At 72.5% G+C, this 20,075-nt stretch carries 18 protein-coding genes; 4 read left to right on the top strand and 14 right to left on the bottom strand.

What is annotated here, in order from left to right; translation table 11 throughout:
• The first annotated feature begins 36 nt into the window (after positions 1 to 36).
• Complete coding sequence (locus ACZ7OY_RS03045) at positions 37 to 1,215, top strand: hypothetical protein (RefSeq protein ID WP_471909745.1); 1,179 nt, start codon at positions 37 to 39, stop codon at positions 1,213 to 1,215.
• A gap of 127 nt (positions 1,216 to 1,342) precedes the next feature.
• Positions 1,343 to 1,960, top strand: coding sequence for a hypothetical protein (locus ACZ7OY_RS03040; RefSeq protein WP_471909744.1), 618 nt, complete (start codon positions 1,343 to 1,345; stop codon positions 1,958 to 1,960).
• A 60-nt stretch (positions 1,961 to 2,020) separates the two neighbouring features.
• Here ACZ7OY_RS03040 and ACZ7OY_RS03035 read toward each other — a convergent pair whose 3' ends face one another.
• Complete coding sequence (locus ACZ7OY_RS03035) at positions 2,021 to 2,809, bottom strand: hypothetical protein (RefSeq protein WP_471909743.1); 789 nt, start codon at positions 2,807 to 2,809, stop codon at positions 2,021 to 2,023.
• A gap of 303 nt (positions 2,810 to 3,112) precedes the next feature.
• Between ACZ7OY_RS03035 and ACZ7OY_RS03030 the strand changes: the two genes are divergently transcribed.
• Positions 3,113 to 4,195 (top strand): helix-turn-helix domain-containing protein, encoded by a 1,083-nt coding sequence (locus tag ACZ7OY_RS03030; RefSeq protein ID WP_471909742.1) that lies wholly within the window; start codon positions 3,113 to 3,115, stop codon positions 4,193 to 4,195.
• Positions 4,196 to 4,264: 69 nt separating this feature from the next.
• On the opposite strand, the gene ACZ7OY_RS03025 is transcribed toward ACZ7OY_RS03030, so the two are convergent.
• From ACZ7OY_RS03025 to ACZ7OY_RS02990, 8 genes are all read right to left on the bottom strand, one after another.
• On the bottom strand, positions 4,265 to 5,014 hold the full coding sequence (locus tag ACZ7OY_RS03025; protein ID WP_471909741.1) for a D-Ala-D-Ala carboxypeptidase family metallohydrolase: 750 nt from the start codon (positions 5,012 to 5,014) through the stop codon (positions 4,265 to 4,267).
• A gap of 37 nt (positions 5,015 to 5,051) precedes the next feature.
• Positions 5,052 to 5,474, bottom strand: a complete 423-nt coding sequence (locus ACZ7OY_RS03020) for a hypothetical protein (protein ID WP_471909740.1) — start codon at positions 5,472 to 5,474, stop codon at positions 5,052 to 5,054.
• Positions 5,475 to 5,498: 24 nt separating this feature from the next.
• Complete coding sequence (locus ACZ7OY_RS03015) at positions 5,499 to 5,891, bottom strand: hypothetical protein (protein WP_471909739.1); 393 nt, start codon at positions 5,889 to 5,891, stop codon at positions 5,499 to 5,501.
• Positions 5,892 to 5,917: 26 nt separating this feature from the next.
• On the bottom strand, positions 5,918 to 7,267 hold the full coding sequence (locus ACZ7OY_RS03010) for a GH25 family lysozyme (protein WP_471909738.1): 1,350 nt from the start codon (positions 7,265 to 7,267) through the stop codon (positions 5,918 to 5,920).
• Between the two features lie 348 nt (positions 7,268 to 7,615).
• On the bottom strand, positions 7,616 to 8,923 hold the full coding sequence (locus ACZ7OY_RS03005) for an MFS transporter (RefSeq protein WP_471909737.1): 1,308 nt from the start codon (positions 8,921 to 8,923) through the stop codon (positions 7,616 to 7,618).
• Complete coding sequence (locus tag ACZ7OY_RS03000; protein ID WP_471909736.1) at positions 8,920 to 12,153, bottom strand: AfsR/SARP family transcriptional regulator; 3,234 nt, start codon at positions 12,151 to 12,153, stop codon at positions 8,920 to 8,922. Before ACZ7OY_RS03000 ends, ACZ7OY_RS03005 begins: the two co-directional genes overlap by 4 nt.
• 426 nt (positions 12,154 to 12,579) lie before the next feature.
• The gene (locus tag ACZ7OY_RS02995) at positions 12,580 to 12,927 is read right to left on the bottom strand and encodes a hypothetical protein (protein WP_471909735.1); all 348 of its coding nucleotides are present in this window, start codon (positions 12,925 to 12,927) and stop codon (positions 12,580 to 12,582) included.
• Positions 12,928 to 13,013: 86 nt separating this feature from the next.
• Positions 13,014 to 13,874: an alpha/beta fold hydrolase gene (locus ACZ7OY_RS02990; protein WP_471909734.1), complete on the bottom strand. Its 861-nt coding sequence runs from the start codon at positions 13,872 to 13,874 to the stop codon at positions 13,014 to 13,016.
• Between the two features lie 63 nt (positions 13,875 to 13,937).
• On the opposite strand from ACZ7OY_RS02990, the gene ACZ7OY_RS02985 reads away from it, so the two are divergent.
• On the top strand, positions 13,938 to 14,471 hold the full coding sequence (locus ACZ7OY_RS02985; protein ID WP_471909733.1) for a cysteine hydrolase family protein: 534 nt from the start codon (positions 13,938 to 13,940) through the stop codon (positions 14,469 to 14,471).
• 18 nt (positions 14,472 to 14,489) lie between these two features.
• Here ACZ7OY_RS02985 and ACZ7OY_RS02980 read toward each other — a convergent pair whose 3' ends face one another.
• The 5 genes from ACZ7OY_RS02980 to ACZ7OY_RS02960 form a co-directional block, all read right to left on the bottom strand.
• Entirely contained in the window at positions 14,490 to 14,882 is a 393-nt protein-coding gene (locus ACZ7OY_RS02980) for a PPOX class F420-dependent oxidoreductase (RefSeq protein ID WP_351618014.1), read from the bottom strand.
• A complete protein-coding gene (locus tag ACZ7OY_RS02975) occupies positions 14,879 to 16,393 on the bottom strand; it encodes an FAD-dependent monooxygenase (protein WP_471909732.1) in 1,515 nt (504 codons plus the stop codon). Before ACZ7OY_RS02975 ends, ACZ7OY_RS02980 begins: the two co-directional genes overlap by 4 nt.
• On the bottom strand, positions 16,390 to 17,958 hold the full coding sequence (locus ACZ7OY_RS02970) for an MFS transporter (protein ID WP_471909731.1): 1,569 nt from the start codon (positions 17,956 to 17,958) through the stop codon (positions 16,390 to 16,392). The genes ACZ7OY_RS02975 and ACZ7OY_RS02970 overlap by 4 nt, the downstream gene beginning before the upstream one ends.
• 74 nt (positions 17,959 to 18,032) lie before the next feature.
• On the bottom strand, positions 18,033 to 19,070 hold the full coding sequence (locus tag ACZ7OY_RS02965) for a ketoacyl-ACP synthase III family protein (RefSeq protein ID WP_471909730.1): 1,038 nt from the start codon (positions 19,068 to 19,070) through the stop codon (positions 18,033 to 18,035).
• The gene (locus tag ACZ7OY_RS02960) at positions 19,057 to 20,073 is read right to left on the bottom strand and encodes an HAD family hydrolase (protein WP_471909729.1); all 1,017 of its coding nucleotides are present in this window, start codon (positions 20,071 to 20,073) and stop codon (positions 19,057 to 19,059) included. The genes ACZ7OY_RS02965 and ACZ7OY_RS02960 overlap by 14 nt, the downstream gene beginning before the upstream one ends.
• Positions 20,074 to 20,075 lie beyond the last annotated feature (2 nt).

Here is a 20,075-nt window from a genome sequence, read left to right as displayed (position 1 = left end):
GCCGAAATATATTCGACTCCCTGGAGGAGGAATTCCATGGCAAAGGGAATTCTGGCAGCGGCGGTGACAGCGGTGATATCCGCGGGATCGGTCGTCTGCTCCATTCCAGCCGCTCAGGCCGCCACCGGTCCGACGGCTGCCCCGGCGGCGACATGCAAGCTGCAGGGCGGGACGGTGACCGGCACCGGCTTCACCCCCAATCAGATGTACGACGTCATGAGCAACGGAAAGTCCGTTTTCAGGACCTCCGCCGGAGCGACCGGAGACATCAAGGCCACGGTTTCCGCCAGCGGCCCGATCTCCCTGGGCACCGTCAAGTGCACGTCGTCGGGGACCGCGTCCGGCACGGCAGCGAGCGCCGGCGCCGCAGCGGCCACCGCGAAGGGGACCGCAGCCGCACAGCAGGCGGTACGCAGTGGCGCGTCCGCGGCACAGGCCACCGCGATCGGGCGGCAGGCGGCACAGACGGCGGCGCAGCAGCTCGGCCTGCCGGCTTCCGTGGTGAACCAGGTGACGAACAACGTCACGAACATCGTCAACAACACGATCAACGGCGGTACCGGCAACACCATCGGCGGGACCCAGATCGGCGGCCAGGGCAACACCCAGGGCGGCACCCAGGGCGGGGCCGGCAACACCCAGACCCAGGGCGGCACCCAGGGCGGCACCGGCAACGCCCAGGGCGGGACGACGGGCACGACCGGGACGACCGGCACCACCGGGACCACGGGCACGACCGGAACCACCGGGACCACCGGCACCACCGGGACCACGGGCACGACCGGCACGACCGGGACCACGGGCACTACCGGGACGACCGGGACCACCGGGACCACCGGGACCACCGGGACCACGGGCACGACCGGGACCACCGGGACCACCGGCACCACCGGCACTACCGGCACTACCGGCACGACCGGAACCACCGGGACCACCGGCACGACCGGAACCACCGGAACCACAGGCACTACCGGAACCACCGGAACCACAGGCACTACCGGCACGACCGGGACCACAGGCACTACTGGGACCACCGGGACCACAGGCACTACTGGGACCACCGGGACCACGGGAACTACCGAGACCCCGGGCACTACCGGCACTACCGGCACCACCGGCACCACCGGCACCACCGGCACCACCGGCACCACCGGCACCACCGGCACCACCCAGAGCGGAACACCGACCGGCAACACCACGACGACAACGCCTTGAGGTGCGCGAAGACCAACTAAATCCGCGGTTCATTCGCTGCGCCTCCCCAGGCGGTCGGCGGTCCGCGTCAGACAGCACTGAAAGCCGAAGCAAGCATCGCTTCACGCAAAGAGAAAAGGAGCACGTCGTGCGGCTCAGTCGGAAGCAGCAGACAGCCACAGCAATCGTGTCGATGGTGATCGCCGGAGGACTCGCCACGGTCGGCGCAGCCCCTGCCTCAGCGGCGCCTGCACCGAGCAGCGCTCAGACGCAGGTCGAGAAGACGGTCTGCAAGTTCAATCAGCAGCGCACGCAGCGGGTCTGCAAGCAGGTTGTCGGCAACACCCAGGGCGGGACGCAAGGTGCCGGCCGGGGCAACACCCAGGGCGGGACGCAGGGCGGTGGCACCGGTAACACCCAGGGCGGCACGCAGGGCGGTGGCACCGGTAACACCCAGGGCGGGACCCAGGGTGGCGGCGGCGGCAACACCCAGGGCGGCACGCAGGGCGGTGGCGGCGGCAACACCCAAGGCGGCACGCAGGGTGGCGGCGGCGGCAACACCCAGGGCGGGACCCAGGGTGGCGGCGGCGGCAACACCCAGGGCGGGACCCAGGGTGGCGGCGGCGGCAACACCCAGGGCGGCACGCAGGGTGGCGGCGGCGGCAACACCCAAGGCGGCACGCAGGGTGGCGGCGGCGGCAACACCCAAGGCGGCACGCAGGGTGGCGGCGGCGGCGGCAACACCCAGGGTGGAACCCAGGGTTGACCGTTCAGATCAGTTCAGCGCCTCGCGGGGTTTCGCCCCGCGAGGCGCCTCTGTGTGCTCTCACCTCACGTCGACGAAGTCCCCGGCCGCCGTGGACGGTCCGGTGGTGGTCGTACCGGCGAAGCGGAAGCGGTAGTAGCCGTCGGTCCCGGCCTTGACGGTGGTCCTCACCGTGCCGCCGCTGCCGCTGGTGACGGTCTTGAGGGTGGTGTAGGTGGTGCTGCCCTTCTTGCGGAACTGCAACGCGACCGGCCGGCCCGCGTAGCCGGTGTAGGTGCCGCTCTCCCAGTTGGCGCGGGTCAGCCTGCCGGTGACCGTGACGGTCCGGCCCTTCTTCACCGGCTCGGGCGAGGCGTTGACCGTCACCTTGGCGTACCGCTCGACCGACGCCGTGCCCGCGACGTCGACGGCCGTCCAGTCGTCGCCGTTGTCCTGTGCTTCGGCGAGTACCTTCCAGGTGCCGGCGAGGGCGTTGTGGTGGAGGTCCCGGGCGTTCACGGCGAAGCTCACCCTGCAGGTGGAGACGGCGGGGTCGGCGGGCGAGACGGTGCAGGTGCCCGCGGGCGGGTAGACCGGCAGGCGGCCGTCGGCATCATCGGTGTCGGATCCGTGCCACAGGTAGGCCCAGGACGCGGCGACGCCGTCCGGGTCCGTGGCCGTCCAGGTCAGGGTGACGGTCGTGCGGGTGGTGAGGCCCAGCACGATGTCCTTGCCGCCGTTGACGACGACGTTCGAGAACGTCGTCGCTCCGGACGTGTCCCGGCCCGCCGCCTGGGCGGCCGCCGGGATCACCGATACGCACACGAGGGTCGCCAGGGACACGACGGTCATGGCCGGGCGGATGCGCATGGAATCCCCCTTCGGGAGCCTTGGCCCCGCCGGCCTCTCACGGCGGAACCCGCTGGAGTGTCACGCTGCCTAGACCCGCGAGGCCCGCTCCTGGTTGCCCGGCCGCCGTGACCGGCGCCGCCCGGACCGGACGGACGGGCGGACGCACAAGGCGGCGAATGGGCGCAACTGGTCGTTACTCCTTCAAATACTGTCGCGCAAAAGGGAGTTGGCGGTCGGGTTTCGAAAGTGAAAGGACACACACAGCCTCTTCCCAGCCGGTAGCTTCTCCCCGTCAGAAGGGGCCCGAGCAAGGGTGGATGTGTGGTTACCTCTCCGCAGACCGAGAAGTTCGCCGCCTGTCTCAGGCTGCTGAAGGACCGCAGCGGCCGGGGCTACGACCGTCTGGGCAAGGAAGCGGGCGTCAGCGGCTCCAGTCTGCACCGGTACTGCTCCGGTCTCAGCGTCCCGGCCGACTACCGGGTGGTGCACACCTTCGCCAAGACCTGCGGCGCCAGCGCGGAGGAGCTCCGCGAACTCCACCGGCTGTGGGCGCTGGCGGACGCCGAACGGGACGTACCGGCCGCGACCGCCAAGGAGGACCCGGAACCGGCCGCGGCCCCGGACGAACCCTCCGCCCCCGCGCGGACGGGCGCCGGACCGGCCGGAGGCACCCCGCCGGGTGCCGCTCCCGACGGGGCGGGGCGACCACGCCGGTACCGGGTGCCCGAGAAGCTGTCCTCCCGTTTCGCGGTCCTGGCGGCCGTGGTCGCGGTGGCGCTGGTTGCGGGCTTCGTATGGCTGCCCGCGGGGCACTCGGCCAGTGCCTCGCCGACGGCCGACGACGGGCTGCTGTACTCCCCGGCGTGCAGGTCGGTGAGCATGGGACAGCACGACGAGTGCGTGCGCGAGGTCCAGAAACTGCTGGTGCGGGCGAAGGGCAGGCTCGCCGTCGACGGGGACTTCGGGCCGGAGACGCTGCGCCGGCTGACCGCGTTCCAGGTGCTGGCGGGCATGACGGCCACCAACGTGGTCGACGACGCCACCAAGAAGGCGCTCTACGCGCAGAAGGTGAGCATGGCGACCTGGTCGCCGGACCGGGTGACGCAGCGGATCCGGGAGGTGTTCACCGAGGATCCCGACACCGCCGTGGCGATCGCCCGCTGTGCCTCGTTCCTCGACCCGCTGTGGGTGCTGCCCAACACCAACGGCAGCCGCAACTGGGGCGTGTTCCAGATCTCCGACGCCCGGCTGCGGGAGCTCGGCGGCACACCGCTGCGGGCGTTCGACCCGGCGTGGAACATCGAGGCGGCCCACCGGCTGTGGAGCGCCCGGCGGGACTTCCACGACTGGCCCTCCTGCGAGGCGGCGCTGCGGAGCGCACCGACGGACGCACCGAAGAGCTGAGGCCAGGCGGCCCCGGGTACCGCCGCCGCGGTACCCGGGGCCGCCTGCTACGGACGGTCCGGAGCGGCGTCAGACCGTACCGTCCTGCCACCACCAGTCGCGGCCGAGGTCGGCCCTGCTGTCGACGTGCTGGTGGTCGACCGTGTACGTCTCCAGCCCGGAGAACCCGCAGGTCTCCGCCTTCTGGTAGACGGTCTTGGTGGCCACCCCGGGAACGTCGAGGTCGGCCGCGGTGCCGTACAGGTGCATGCTGTCGCTGGCGCCGCCGATCTCGGCGTTGTGCGCGATGTTGCGGAAGCCGGAGTTGACCGTGATCGGCTTGTCGCCCAGCTTCTTGCGCAGCGCCTCCAGCTTGTACATGCAGCGGCGGACGTTCTCCTTGACCTGCGACGCGCTCACCTTGCCGCCGTTGAAGGTGCCGTCCGTCTGGTTGTAGAACTCGCTCCAGTTGAAGTGGAGCGTGGAACCGTCCGACTGCTCCAGCGCGTTGAGCTTCGCCTGGGTGTTGGGTCCGACGCTGGCGTCGGCGGTCAGCCCGTACGCCGCCTGGAACCGGCGCACCGCCGCGGCCGTGCCGGGGCCGAAGTCGCCGTCGATGCCGACCCGGCTGTGGCTGGCGCTGTCCGCCGCCCAGCCCGCGACCCTGATCTGCAGCTCGGTCACGTCGGCGCCGGTGTCGCCCTGGTTCAGGGTGCGCGACCACGAATAGGCCTGCGCGGTGCCCGAGAACAGGAGCTGGCCGAACGCGACGCCGGCACCGACGGCCAGCGTGCCCCGCAGCATGCTGCGGCGGTCCATGGGACGGGAGGAGAAGGTCATGTGTCGTCCTTTCGGAGAGCGGTCGTGCGGGAGAAGGTCAGTAGGCGATCTGGAACGTCACGTTCTGCGCGTCGATGTCGTAGGCGTGCACGCGCAGGACGAAGTGGGTGCCGTCCTTGACGTCGGTGGCGACGGTCGCCCACTCGGTACCGTGGGTGGTGTACGCGTCGTCGTTGTTGCACTTGGTGGTGTGGTCGGTGAACACCACGCAGGCGTCCAGGAACACCCCGGGGACGTCCGTGACGAGCCGCATGTTGATGTCGTTGCAGCGCGAGGACGTGGTGTAGGTGCCGTACTCCTTGGCCGCCGCCTGGTAGTGGTACGTCAGGGTCTTGGCGCCGCCGTAGCAGCTCGTCGCGGCGGCCGAGGGCTGCGCGGAGGCGGCGGCGGGAGCGACGCCCGCGCCCAGGAGCGCGGCCGCGGTGCACAGAGCCGAGGCGAACACTCTGCTTGCGGTCATGGTGGTCTCCGTTCGGGTGGGGGGTCAGAAGGCGATCTGGAGGGTGGCGGAACTGCCCTCCAGGTCGACGCCGTTGGGCACGGTGAACCGGGTGCCGTCCAGGACGTCGGTGGCGATGGTCGTCCAGCTCCAGCCGACATTGGTCCAGCGGTTGCAGACGCCGGTCTTCTCGAACTTCACGCAGGCGACGACGTACTCCGCGTCGCCTCCGACGATGCGCATGTTGATGTCGTTGCAGCGGCTGGTGGTCCGGTACGGGCCGAAGTCGAGCACCTCCCCGTAGTGGACCGTGACGGCCCCGCCGTAGCAGCTCGTCGCGGCGGCGGCGGAGCCGGCGGCCGAGGCGGGCGCCGGAACGGCGAAGCCCAGGGCGACGAGCAGGCCGACGAGGGACGCGCGGGCGGATCGGCCGGTCATGGGGGTCCTCCTCGTTGCGTCCGGGGTCACCGGTTGGCCAGCCGGTCGAGATCGGCCTGGGTGCCGTTGAAGACGTCCGCGGTGGCCGGTGCCTTGACGCCCGGGAAGAGCGCGGCGTCGGTGTACTGCCACATCGCCCAGGTCGTCGAGCCGTTCGGCACCGGCGGCTGGGTGATCGACTGGCGGTAGTCGGCGAGTTGCAGCGGATACCGGGCGAAGGCGGTGGTCGAGCCCAGGCAGTCGTCCAGGAAGGACTTCTGGGTGTAGATGATCGGGGTCCGCCCGAAGGCCGCCTCCACCTTGTCGAGCCAGGCCTTGGCGTCGGCCACCGTGCCGTAGGTGGGGCAGCGTCCGCTGCCGTCGTCCATGCGCTCCAGGTCGAACACCGGCGGCAGGTCGCCCGCGCGCTGTCCGGTGTAGCCGGTGGCCTTCACGGCGGCGATGAACCGGTCGGCCTGTGCGGCGCCGGTGCCGGCCGCGGTGCCCGTGTAGAAGTGGTAGGGCGCGACGGCCAATCCCGCCGCCCTGGCCGCCGGCAGGTCGGTGGCGAGGTACTCGTCGGTGACGTTCAGGCCGCGGGTGGCCTTGACCGTCGCGAACTCGACACCCGAGGCCTTCACGGCCTTCCAGTCGATCGCCGCGCCGCCGGGGTGCTGGTACTTGGCGGTGTCCAGGCCGTCGATCGGGTAGCCGGCGGGGCGCGGCGGCGTGCAGTACGTGTTGCGGCCGGACCAGTCCACCAGCTTCGCCCAGGTGTTGGGGCCCACGACGCCGTCGGCACCGAGGTTGGCGCAGTGCTGGAACTCGATGACCCGGCTCTCGGTGCCGCCCCCGAAGTCGCCGTCGATCGTCAGCGGCGGGTAGTGGAAGGGCTCCATGGCCAGGTTCAGCCGGCACTGCACCTCTTCGACCTCGGTGCCCTTCGCGCCCTTCTGCAGGCTCGGGCGGGTGTCGGTGTGACCGCACACGGCCGCCTGCGCCGTGGCCGAGGTGCCCTGGGTCGCGCAGGTGTGCGGCTGGGCGGCCCAGGTGTTCAGCGCCGCCCAGGTCTGCGGGCCGAGCACGCCGTCCGCGTCCAGCCCGGCACACCGCTGGAACTCCTTGACGCGCGTCTCCGTCCCGGATCCGAACGAGCCGTCGGCCGCGATCGGTGTGTACCGGCTCGGCTTCGTCGCCAGGTTCAGCTCGCACTGCGCCTCGACCGTCGAGTCCCCCGTCGATCCCCGTTGCAGCGTGGGCTGTGCGCTCGTGTGCCCGCAGACCGCGACCGCGGCGGCCGCGGCGGACTGCGCCGCCTGCGCCACCACGGGCCCGTACAGGGGCAGGACCGCTGCCACGGCGAGGGTCAGGCCCCGCAGAAGCGTCCGTTGTCCCATCTGTGTTCCCCTCTTGTGAGTCGCCGGGAGCCCCGGCGCGGATCATGCTGGCAGCGGTTGCCGCGCAGCAGATCCTTTTGCCGCCGGATTGGGACGCCGGGACAGTCCCACCCCTGTGACCTGCTGGGACGGGTCACCGCTGAGACGGCCGTGGGACACGGACGGGAAAGCCGGGGCTGGCGGGAGGGGTGAGGCGGGCCGGACGCCGGCCCGCTGGGCGGACGCCGGCCGCGGATGGACGCCGGCCGCGGGCGGACGCCCACCACGGGCGGACGCCCACCGCGGGACGGACGCCCACCGCGGGACGGACGCCCACCGCGGGACGGACGGCTAACGCGGGGCGGGCGGCTAGCGGGCCCCGACGGCCGTCAGGTCCACGTCCTTGGTCTCCCGGTAGCGCAGGAACGACACCGTGCTGATCAGGCAGAGCGCCGCCACGTACCAGGGGTACCAGCCGGCGTGCCCGTGCGCGGAGAGGTACTCGATCAGATAGGGCGCCGTGCCGCCGAACACGGCCACCGTCAGCGCGTACGGCAGCCCGATACCGCTCGACCGCAGCGCCGTCGGGAACATCTCCAGCGTCGCCGACGGCGCGGCCCCCGCGTAGCAGCCGAACAGCAGGAGCGCCGCCGTCATCACCACGCCCAGCCGCACCGCCGAACCCGACAGGAGCCCGAAGAGCACCGGGGCCAGACAGGCGGACCCGAGTCCGAAGACCAGCAGCAGCGGACGGCGCCCGAAGCGGTCGGCGGCCGCCCCGAACAGCGGCAGCGCGGCCATGAACACCACCTGCGCGACGACGGCGGCCTTCAGTGCGGCGTTCGCCCCGATTCCGTACTGGAGTTGGGCGTACAGCGGCAGGTACGAGGCGAAGGTGTAGTAGACGACGGTCGCCCCCAGCGTGAAGCCGGCCACGCGGACGGCGGCCCACGGGTGGCTGCGCAGCACCTGCCGGGCGGGGTTGCGCGGCCGCTCCCGCACCGCCTCGAAGACGGAGGTCTCCCGCATCCGGCCGCGCAGGTACCAGCCGTACAGGGCGAGCAGCGCGCCGAGCGCGAAGGGCACACGCCAGCCCCAGCCGCCCAGTTGGGCCGGGGTGAGGGTGTCGTGCAGGAGCAGCGCGAGCAGGGTGGCGGCGAGGGAGCCGAGGGTGGTGCTGATGTAGACGGCGCTGGAGTACAGGCCGCGGCGCCCGGCCGGCGCGATCTCGTTCACGTACGTGCTCATCGCCGCGCCCTCGCCGCCCGCGGACAGGCCCTGCAGCGCCCTGGCCACCACCAGCAGCGCCGGGGCCAGCGCGCCGGCCGTCCGGTAGGGCGGGGCGAGCGCGATCAGCAGGCTGCCGGCCGCCATCAGCAGCAGGGACAGCCGCAGCGCGGGGCTGCGGCCGTGGCGGTCGCAGTACGCCCCGATCAGCGCGGCGCCGAGCGGCCGGAACAGGAAGCCGACGGCGAAGACCGACAGGGTCTGCAGGACGTTCGTGGCCGGGTCGCCCGCCGGGTAGAACTGCGGGCCGAGCAGCGCGGCGAACGTCACGAACGTGGCCCAGTCGAACCATTCCATGGCGTTGCCGACGGACCCGGCCAGCAACGGGCGCAGCCGTTCCCGCCCGGCAAGGACTCGAGGCGCGTCGGCGGCAAGGGTGTCGGTGTTCACGAGGTCGCCCTCCCGAGCGGGGGTCGTGCGGCGGATGGGATGCCGAGCCGGGCGCGGACGTCGTCGGCCTCGGCGACGCCGATGTCGGTGAAGGCCTCGAGGGCCTCGGTCCAGTACGCGTGCGCCCGCGGGTGGTCGCCGTCGGCCTCGGCGACGGCGCCCAGGACGTGCTTGGCCCTGGCGATGTTCAGGCGCTGCGCGGTCGGCTGGGACAGGGCGATCGCGCCTCGCGCGCACTCCTCGGCGCGGCGCGGGTCGTCCAGGCTCAGGTGGAGCGGGGCCAGTTCCAGGAGGATCTTGCTGCGGGCGATGTGGTTGGCGCTCCCCTCGGCGAGCAGACGGGCCTCCTCGGCGTACCGGGCGGCGTTCCGGCCGCCCAGCAGGCCGTCGGTGACGGCCATGCGGGCCAGCGCGTACGCCTCGCCGTCGACGTAGCCGATCTGCCGGGCGCCGTCGAGCGCCGCGGCCGCGTGGGAGGCCGACTCGGCCAGTGAGCCGAGGCCCGCCCCGATGGCCGACAGCAGGCACAGCGTCTCCACCTCGTAGGTGCGGTCGCCGCCCTCCTGGAAGGAACTCAGGGCTCGCTGCGCCGAGTCGAGCGCGCTCTCGTACCGGCCGATGTCCAGGTCGACGAGGGCCAGCCCGTACAGCGAGATGCTTCTGTCGTACGAGGAGTTGATGGACTCGGACACCTTCAGCGCGCGGGTGAAGCAGGACCGTGCCTCGGCCGGTTCCCCGGTGGCCTGGCGCACCAGGCCCAGGTTGCGCAGGCTGTAGGAGCTGATGTGGTGCAGGCCGAGGCCGCTCGCGGTGGCCAGCGACGCCGTGAGGCACTCGGTGGCCCGCGCCATGTCACCGCGCGTCCAGTGGATGAACCCCAGCAGGCCCTGGGTGCTGGCCTCCAGGCGCGGGGACCGCAGCGTGTGCGCGGCGGCGAGGGCCCGCTGCGCCGCCTGGAGCGCCTGCTCGCCCCGGCCGAGGCTGAGGTGGGCGAGGCTCATGTTGTTGAGCGTGGCCGCGACCTCCTCGGCCATGCCCAGCCGGTCGTGCAGCGCGAGACTCTTCTCCTGGTGCGCGATGGCCCGCTCGTAGTCGCCCAGCGTGTTGTGGAGGTTGGCGAGGCTGCGGTGCATGGACGCGATGCCGCGCTCGTCGTGCAGATTCTCGGCGGCGCTCAGGCCGACGCCGGTCGTCTCCCGCCACTCGGTGCGGTACTTGCCCGTCCAGAAGAAGCCGCGCAGCGCGTCGGCCAGATGCCAGGACAGGTGGTACGGGCCGTTCGTGCCGAAGTGGCGCACACAGGCCATCAGGTTGCGCCGCTCGGCCAGCAGCCAGGCCATCGCGTGGCTCTCGTTCGGGAACTGCGGCACCTCGAAGGTCGCCTTGGGGCGCTCCGGCTGGGCGAGCCGCACGAACTCCGAGTACAGGACGTCGGCCGCGGCGCAGGCGCCCGCCAGGTACCACTGGCCGAGCCGCTCCAGTGCCTCGGCCCGCTCCCGGGCGCCGTGCTCGGCGAGCGCGCGGTCCTGGGCGTACTCGCGCAGCAGGTCGTGGAACTGGTAGCGGCCCGGGGCGGGTTGCTGCAGCAGGCTGGCCGTCTCCAGCCGGCTCAGCCCGGTGCGTGCCTGCGCCTCGCTGATGTCGGCGAGCACCGAGACGGCGGCGGGTGTGAAGTCGGAGCCGGGGAAGAGCCCGGCCAGCCGGAAGACCGCGCGGTCGTCCGGGGTCAGCGCGTCGTACGACAGGGCGATGGCCGTGGAGACGGCGGACGTGGTGTCACCGTCGACGGAGAGGGCGGCGAGACGGTTGCCGCGCCGCAGACTCTCCAGGTAGTCCTCGGTCTGCCCGCCGGGCGCGCCGATGAGGTTGGCGGCGGCGATCCGCAGCGCGAGCGGCAGGTACGAGCACAGGGCGGCCACTTCGCGCACGACCTCCGGCTCGATCGCCACCGCGGCCTGCCGCATCATGCCGGTGACCAGGTCGGCGGACTCCTGCTCGCTGAGCGTGCCGACCCGGACCACCTGGGCGCCGTGCGTGACCGCGAGGGAGCGCAACTGCCTTCTGCTGGTGATCAGTACGGAGCATCCCGGGTCGCCGGGGATGAGCGGCAGCACCTGTTCGACGCCGGACGCGTTGTCCAGCACCACCAGCACACTCTTCCCGGTCAGCTTCGACCGGAAGAGGTTGGCCTGTTCGACCGGGTCGACCGGGATCTGTTCCGCGGGCACGCCCAGGCTGCGCAGGAACTGCGAGAGCACCTGGTCCGGCGGGAGCGGGGCGTGCGCGCCGCCCTGTTCGTAGCCGCGCAGGTTCACGTACAGCTGCCCGTCGGGGAAGGCGCCCCGCACCCGGCTGCCGAGCCACACCGCGAGCGCCGTCTTGCCCACACCGGGCGGCCCGGACAGCACCACGACGGGGACCCCGGTACGGTCCGAGACCGGCGGGAGTATCGCCTCGATCCGGCCGACGACATCGTCCCGGCCCACGAATCCCAGCGCCAGGGGCGGGAGTTGGGCGGGCACCGTGACGGCTCCGAGACGCGGTCCGTGCGGCGCCGCGAGGGCGGGGTCCGATTCGAGGATGCCCGCGTGCAGCGTGCGCAGCCGTTCGCCGGGCTCGACGCCGAGCTGCTCGACGAGTTCACGGCGGGCCTGCTGATAGACGTCCAGCGCCTCCGCCTGCCGGCCCGAGCGGTACAGGGCCAGCATCAGCAGGCTCCAGAAGTTCTCCCGCAGCGGGTTGTCCATCGCGGCGGTGCGCAGCTCCTTCACGAGCTGCGCGTGCCGGCCCAGGTGGAGCTCGGTCTCGAAGTACGCCTCCAGGGCGCCGAGCCGTTCGTCCTCCAGCGCCGGCGACTCGTCACGGCGTAACGCGTCCGACGGGATGTCCGCGAACGGCACGCCCCGCCAGGCGCTCAGCGCCTCGGCCAGCAGCCGCGTCCGCTCCTCCGGCGTCTCCGTCCGCTGCGCCAGCAGGACCAGCCGGCGGAACCGGGTCAGGTCGAGTTCCTCCTCGGCCACGTCGATCCGGTAGCCGCCGGCCGCCGTCTCCACCAGGTCGTCGCCGAGCAGCATCCGCAGCCGTCGTACGTAGGTGTGCAGCGCCCCGCGCGGGTTGGACGGCTTGCGCTCGTCCCACAGCCATTCGGCGAGACGGTCGTTGTCGACCACCGAGCCCGCCCTCAGCAGCAACGCGGCCAGCAGCACCCGGAGTTTCCCGGAATCGACCACCACTTCTTTGCCGGCGACCCGGACGGCGAGCGTTCCCAGTATTCCGAAGCTGTTCCCGGCGCCGGGCGCGCCGGGGCTCCGCGATGGAACGAGTTCTGTTCGCACCATGCAGTTCTTGTCATCCCCCGTAGACGTGTGCACGGCCTCCCGGTGCCGCGCAGCGCGCCATTGCCGAAGCGCGGACAAGGGGACCCTCAGCCATGCGTCTGCCACCCTAGGTGACGGGGATGCCGGGCCGGGAGTTCCACCTTGTTCGATTCATCACACGGAGGAGTGGTGCCCTCACGTCCCGTACCGCCGGTCCAAGAGCGTCGGGAGTGATTTCGGTACGAAACGAGAATTCCCCGCGCGGCGCTTTACCGCGCGAAAGCGACGGGCTCGTAACAGACTCTTGACGAGTTCAATACCCTTTCATCGACCGGGAATTCACGGCCCGGACGAGTACGGCGGCGCGATACCCGTGAACCGGGAAATCGCCGCCGTCAGCGGGTCCGAGAAGGACGTCTCGTCAAGGCCGTAGGACGGGCGCGGGGCGCGCAGTACCCGGAGGAAGTCGTCGGCCGCGTCGGGGTTTCCGGTGTCGGCGGCCGGGGGTGCGGGGGGTGCCGGAGGCCCGCCGGGCGAGGGGGCGGCGGCGCCCGCGCCGGGTTCGGGGACGTACGGCGGCCTCGTGTGCCCGTACGCCTCGGACCTGGCGCGCGTGCCCGCCGTCCCGCCCAGGTGCGCTCTCGGCCGCACGCGCCGGACGGCGGTCCTGTCGTTCGCATGACGCATCACAGTCTCCTTCGTTCGCGGTTCGTGTCCGGCGGTCGTGCCCGGCGGTCGTGCCCGGTGGTCCTGTCCGGGCGGGGTCCGCGCCGTCAGACGCGGCGCAGGTGGTCGACGACGAGCGATCCGATGGCCGGCGACCAGTGCGGCGGGAAGATGTGGCCCATGCCCGCGATCCGCCACAGGCGCGCGTGCGGGATCACCCGGCGCAGTTCCTCACCGTGTTCGAGCGGCAGGACCGGATCGCGCTCGCCGTGCACGACCAGGGTCGGCACGTCGAGGGCGGCGATCCGGCCGGTCAGCGGGGGCGTGCGGTCCAGGGCCACCGCGTGCCGCCAGGCGGTGTCGGGCCCCTGCCCGCGGGCCGTCACGCGTCGGACCAGGTCCCCCCAGTAGACCTGGTCGAACGGCATGGTGTCCCCCACCAGCACCCGCCAGCCGTCGACCGCCGCGGCCAGGCACTCCTCGGGCCCCCGCGGCGGGGACGCGGTGAGCCGGGCGACCCTCTCCAGGACGGGTGGCCGCGGGCCGGGCAGCCCGGTCTCCGGCGGCAGCCGCACATCGCCGTTCGCGTCCGGGGAACTGGACAACAGCACCAGCGACCGCACGAGTTCGGGCCGGTCGAGCGCGAGCAACTGGGCCACCATGCCGCCGGCGGACTGCCCCACCACGTGCGCCGCGCCCAGACCGAGCCCGACGATCACGTCGGCGGCGTCCGCGGCCAGCGTCGACAGGTCGTACTCGCCGTCGGACTTCCCCGATCTGCCGGTGTCCCGGTGGTCGTAGCGCACCACGAAGTAGCCGTCCGCGGCGATCAGCCGGCACAGTTCGTCGGGCCACACGATGCCCGGCGCCGTGCCGCCCATCACCAGCAGCAGCGCGGGATCGCGGCGGCTGCCGAACGACTCCGTCCACAGCCGCAGCCCGTCCTGCGTCGCGATCTGCCTTTCCATCGGCTCTGTTTTCCCCTTGGTAGGGTGCGGTGGACCGCTGATCATCCGTCCTGGGGGAACTGAATGACCCGCGCACGCACGGCACTTGTCCTGGTTGATCTGCAACGGTGGATCGTCGACATGCCGTGGCAGCCGATCGGCGGCGAGGCCGTGACCGGGGCCTGCGCCAGGCTCCGCGAGCGGTTCGCGGACACCGCCGCCTCGACCGTCGTCCTCGTCCGGTATGTACGGGCCGACGGCGCCGACGGCGGTGTCGGCGCCGCCGCCAACCAGTTGGTCCCCGGTCTCGAACCGCGCGACGGCGAGCATCTGGTGACCAAGCACGGCCTCGACGCCTTCGAGGGCACCGATCTCCACGACCGGCTGCGCGGCGAGGGCGTCACCGACGTGGTGATCGCCGGCCTGTCCACCGCGCACGGCGTCGCGTCCACCGCCGCGACGGCGGTGCGCCTCGGCTACGGCGTGGTCGTCGTCTCCGACGCCACGGCCAGCGTGGACGAGGCGCAGCACCGCGAGGCGCTCGGCCGGCTCAGCGCGCTCGGCGCGCGCACCGGCCGGGTCTCGGACTTCGTGCCCGCGGGGGCCGACGCCAACTGACCTCGCGGTGCCGCCGGTTCACTGGTGGCTGACCGCCGTGGGCTTGACCACGTAGACGATGCGGTGGGCGACGTCCGGCGGCGGGCCGTCCAGCTTCATGCCGTACCGCTCGGCGAGCTGCGCGAAGAACTCACCGGAGGAGTCGTCGTCGATGCGGACCACCTCGCCCCTGATCTCCAGGTAGCGGTACGGCTGGTCCGGGTCGTTGACCGAGACCGCGACATGCGGGTCGGCGGTGATGTTCTTGTACTTGTAGCGGACCGTCGTGTTGGTGAAACGGACGTACTCGCCGTCCCAGGTGAACCACATCGGGTTCACCTGGGGGCCGTCGCCCGCCGCCCGGATCGTGGCCAGATGGCCGAAGAGCGGCCGCTCCAGCAGATCCCGGTGGCTGTCCGGAATGAGACTCATACCGTGTGTTCCCTCACTTTCCGTCGTTCGCCCCTCGGGGCGGTGAGCAGGGGGCGGAACAGGTCCGTCAGGCGGGCCCGCATCGCGGGGGCGTCCCTGGCGATCCAGTCCACATGGCCGTCCGGCCGAGCCAGCACGAGCGCGGTCCTTCCGCGCCGCGCCTCGGTGCGGATGTCGACCACCGCGCCGAGCCGGTCCCGGCACCACCGTGTCAGCTCCCTCGCCGACTCGTCCTGCGGCCCGGTCAGGATCAACGTGTGGCGCAGATCGTCGAGTTCCCCGCGCAGCGGCAGCGGCACCAGCGCGCCGGGCACGAAGCCGGCCGTCCTCCTCCCGGCCGCGGGCTCGGCCCGGTACTTCGTGCGCAGACCGGCGAGCCACGGGATGTACGCCAGGTCGAACAGGCGCAGGCCCGACGCGACCCGCAGCACGTTGTCGCGCAGGACCACCTGGTGCGCCTTGCGCAGCAGCCAGAGCCTCGTCTGGACGTCGGCCTGGCGCACCACCGTGCGCGCCACCTCGCCGCGTTCGCTCTCGTAGCTGTCGAGCAGCCGCCCGGCGCTGTGTCCGTGCCAGACGAGGGCCAGCTTCCACGCCAGGTTGTGGGCGTCGTTGACACCGGTGTTGAGGCCCTGCCCGCCGGCCGGGCTGTGGATGTGCGCGGCGTCCCCGATCAGGAAGACCCGGCCGGCCCGGGTCGTCTCGGCGTGCCGCGCGTGCACGTTGAACACGCTGATCCAGTCGGGGTCGCGCAGCCGGATCCCGCCGGGCCCGCGCTCGTCGACCAGGCTCTGCACCATGGCGAGGTCGACGTCCTCCTGGCTCACCCCGGGCGGCGCCGAGGTGAACACGCGCCAGCGGCCGTCGGGCAGCCCGCAGGCCACCAGGATGCCCCGCGGCGAGCAGAAGTAGTGCGTCATGCGGTGGTCGAAGCGGGTGTCGACCATGACGTCAGCGACCACGAACCGCAGTTCGTACGTGGATCCCTCGAAGCCGACGCCGAGCCGGCCGCGAACGGTGCTGCTCGCCCCGTCCGCCCCGACGACGTACGCGAACTCCTCCTCGTGCTCGGTGCCGTCCTCGTGGCGGGTCCGGGCCCGCACCCGGTCGTCGAGCTGCTCGAAGCCGAGCAGTTCGGTACGCCACCGCACGGCACCGCCGACCGAGGCGAGGTTGGTCCGCAGGACCTCCTCGATGTCCGGCTGCGGGCAGATCAGCGGCCGGGTCGCCGCCTTGTAGCGGAGGTCGGCGATGACCTTGCCGTCGGAGTAGTACCGCATCTGCGACTGGGGCAGCGCGCGGGTGGCGAGCAGCTCCTGGCCGCCGACCCGGTGGATCAGCTCGACGGTCCGCGGCCACAGGCCCAGCGCCTTCGACAGGGTGCTGGGACCCTCGGCCCGGTCCACGCAGCGCACCGGCACACCGCGCCTGAGGAGTTCGGTCGCCGCGGTGAGCCCGGCGGGTCCCGCGCCCACCACGAGGACGGGGAGCGCGTCCTCGGGGGTGGTCATACGGCCGCCTCCTCGACGGCGGGCTCGGCGGCCGCGGCGGGCCGGGTGCGCTCGCGCAGCATCACGCTCACCAGTACCGCGCTCGCGGCGCAGATGACGGCGACCGTCCACAGCACCAGGTGCAGGCCGTCGGTGTAGCCGCGGGTGAGCAGGTCGAGGAAGCCGGAGCGGGCGGAACCGGCGACGGTGTGGACCGCCCCGGCCAGGTCGCCGCCGATCACGCGGTCGGCCACGCCGTCCACGTCGACGTCCTGCGCGCCGCGGACCGCGGGCAGGCCGTCGGAGATGTGCGAGCGGGTCGAGTTGAGCAGCACGGCGCTCATCACGGCGATGGCGAAGGCCTCACCGGCCAGGCGCATCGTGTTGAAGAGACCGGCGGCGGCACCCGCCTGGGCCGGCTCCACGGAGGTGATGGCCGCGCCGTCCACCAGACCGGCCGTCATGCCCATCGAGATGCCGAGCAGCAGCAGCGGACCGGCCAGTGCGGCCACCGACACGTCCGGGCCGATCAGGGTGAGCCAGGCCGCGCCGACCGCGGCGACCACGAGGCTCAGGGTGAGCACGAGCCGGGTGGACACGCCGTTCTTGACCAGCTGGCTGACGACGAGCGGCACCACCAGGACGGGCAGGGTGAGCAGCATCATCGTGGCGCCCGAGGCGTTCACGCTCATCCCCACGACCCCGGTGAAGTACGTGGGCAGCAGCACCAGCAGGCACACGAAGCTGAAGGACAGCGCGATGGGGATCAGCGAAACCGCCATGAAACGGCCCTGCTTGAGGAGCGAGAGCTGGATCATGGGCTGACTCTGCCGGAGTTCGGCGACGACGAACAGCGCCATCAGTACGGCGGCCGCGCCGAGCAGCAGCAGCGTGCCGGTGCTCGTCCAGCCCTGCTGCGGGCCCTGGACGATGGCGTACATCAGGCAGAACAGGGAGAGCGTGAACGTGGTGGTGCCGGCCCAGTCGACCTTCGTCGCGGCGGGGTTCCTCGACTCCGGCATCATCGGCACCGCGAGGAGCACGAGCACCGAGATGACCAGGTGCGAGAGGAACACCGAGCGCCAGCCGTAGGCGTCGACGAGCAGGCCCGCGGTCGACGGGCCGAGGGCCAGACCGGCACCGGCCGACGAGCCGAGGATCGCGAAGGCTCGCGCCTGGGCGGCGCCCTCGAACGTCGTGGCCAGGATCGCGGCGCCCGAGGTCATCACCGCGGCGGCCCCGAGTCCGGCGAGCGCACGCGTCACGTCGAGCACCACGATGCTCGACGTGATCGCGCCGGCCAGCGTCGACAGCGCGAACAGGACGGTACCGGCGGTGAACATCCGCCGCCGACCCACGATGTCCGCGAGGGAGCCGCAGCCCAGCATGAAGCAGGCGAAGGCCAGGTTGTAGGCGTTGACCACCCATTGCAGCGAGGCGAGCCCCACGTGCAGATCGGAGTTGATCTCCGGGAGCGCGACGGAGGTACCGGTCAGCGAGGCGGGCAGAACCAGGACGGCGAGACAGACCGCCACCAGTGTCAGTGTCGGGTTGCCGCGACGGGCGTCCGGACTAGCCGTACTCATGAAACATCCTCTTTCAGGGGTTGTATGGGGGGTGAGGGGAAAGTCGGGGCGGAAGAAGCGGGGGGCGCGGGAGGTCAGCGGGCGGGCCGGGCGACGATCGCGCAGGTGAAGCCGAAGCCCCCGCCCGCCGAGACGGCGACGGCGATCTCGCCCGGGGCCAGGAGTTCCAGCGCCCGGATGTCCGCGAGGTTCGCGGCCAGGTCACCGGCGCCCAAGTGGCCGGTCCGGGCCCCCAGTTCGACGATGTCCGCCTTGGTCAGCCCTTCGACCGCCGGGTGGTACGTCTCGCGGCGGACCTTGACGCCGACCCTGGGCAGGGCGAGCACCCGGATCCGGGGATCGTCGGCGTCGACTCCGGCCTCTTCCAGCGCGGTCGTGACGATGCCGCGCAGGGCGTCGTGCACACCGCTGTAGAAGCCGTCGAGGCCGACATCGGTGATGAACGCCTTCTTGGTGCGCCTGACGTCGATCCGGTCGCTGTTCCACCGGGTCGCCGGGGTGAACTCGTCCCGGCCGCGGTGCAGTCCCTCGGCCGCCGAGACGGCGGCGCTGGACAGCCCAAGCAGCGTGAACTCGTCGACGCTGTCGTCGCGTTCGTGCAGCAGGAGCGCCGTGGCGCCGTCGCCGTAGAAGACGCCGTAGTCGCCCGCCCAGCGGTCGAAGCCCTCGTCGGGGAAGCGGTCGCCGGTGGTGACCAGGGCGGTGGCGGTGGAGCGGTCGGCCAGCAGCCGCGAAGCGGCCGCCTCCAGCGCGGTGCCGCCGCCGTTGCACATCACCTGGATGCCCAGCGGCACACCGCGCACCGCGCCGACCTGGTGCGCCACGTAGTGCGCGGGCGACCAGAAGTCGTGGCCCTGGTGGTGGATCCAGGCGTGCGCGGTGAAGCCGAGGTCCGCGCCGTGCCAGCCCGCCGCGTCGAGCGCGCCGCGCGCCGCCCGGACCGCCAGGTCCGGGGCCGACAGCGTCGTCGAGACCGGGACCTCGGTGACGCCGGTGTTCACCAGGTCGTCCTCGTCGATCCTGCCGCGGGCGAGGGCGTCCTGGGCGGTCTCGACGGTCTCGGGCAGACAGGTCCTGACGGCCCGTATGCCCAGTCCGTTACCGAGTCGCATGGGTGAGTTCCTCCGTGCTCGCCGGGATGGGGGTCGAGGGAGCCGCCGCCGGGGTCGCCGGGGTCCCGGGCGCCGACGGCTCGGGCGGGGGCGCCGATTCCGCGGCGTACGCGCTGGTGGCCGGGCCGGCAGCGGCGCTCCCCTGTGCCGTCGCTGCCGGCCCGGCGGTCTCCGGTACCGCCGCCGTCGCGGCCGTCGGCCCGGCGGTCTCCGATGCCGGTACCGCCGCCGCCGCCGTCGTCGCCGTCGTCGGCGCCGTCGGCGCGGCGGTCCGCGGCAGCCGGGTCCAGCCGAGCCGGTCGGCGTGTGCGGCGAGCACCGGGTCGTCCCCGACGATCCCCGCACGGCCCACGCAGGTCAGCAGCGGCAGGTCCGAGGCGTGGTCGCCGTACGCGACGCAGTCCTCGGGACGGGCGCCCGACCGGGCCATCAGGGCACGGGCGGCGGTGGCCTTGGCCTCGCCGATCATCGCGGCGTGCACCTCGCCCGTGTACCGGCCCGCGACCACCTCGGGGTCGCTGCACAGCACGTGTTCCGCGCCGAGCCGCTCCGCGATCGGGTCGAGGCAGGCCCGGAACGACCCCGAGACGAGCGCGACCCGGTACCCCTCGGCCCGCAGCCGCCGCAGCTCGCGTACGGCCTCGCGGTGGAGGAAGTCCTCGCGCCGCCGTTCCCGGGCGAACCAGCGGCGCCCGCTCTCGGCGACCGCGGCCTGTTCCATCCCCGTGTAGTTGCGGTAGTAGGTGCGGTTGGTCTCCTCGCGGGGCACGCCGGCCCGTGCCGCGCTCGTCAGCTCGCTCTCGGCGGCGCGGTACCGGTCCGGGTCGGCGAGGTGGAACTCCAGGAAGGAGAACATGCTCTTGATGTCGATGAGCGTCTCGTCGACGTCGAAGAACGCGATCCGGACCGGCCGTGCGGGCCCACTGCCGTGCTCGCCGCCCCGGTCGCCCGGGTGGCCGGTGCCGCCGGGTGCGGCGCCGGCGGGGCGCGGTTCGTCGCCCATGG

The organism is Streptomyces sp. NPDC107559 (assembly GCF_055657365.1).
This window is presented reverse-complemented; position numbering and strand designations above follow the sequence as displayed.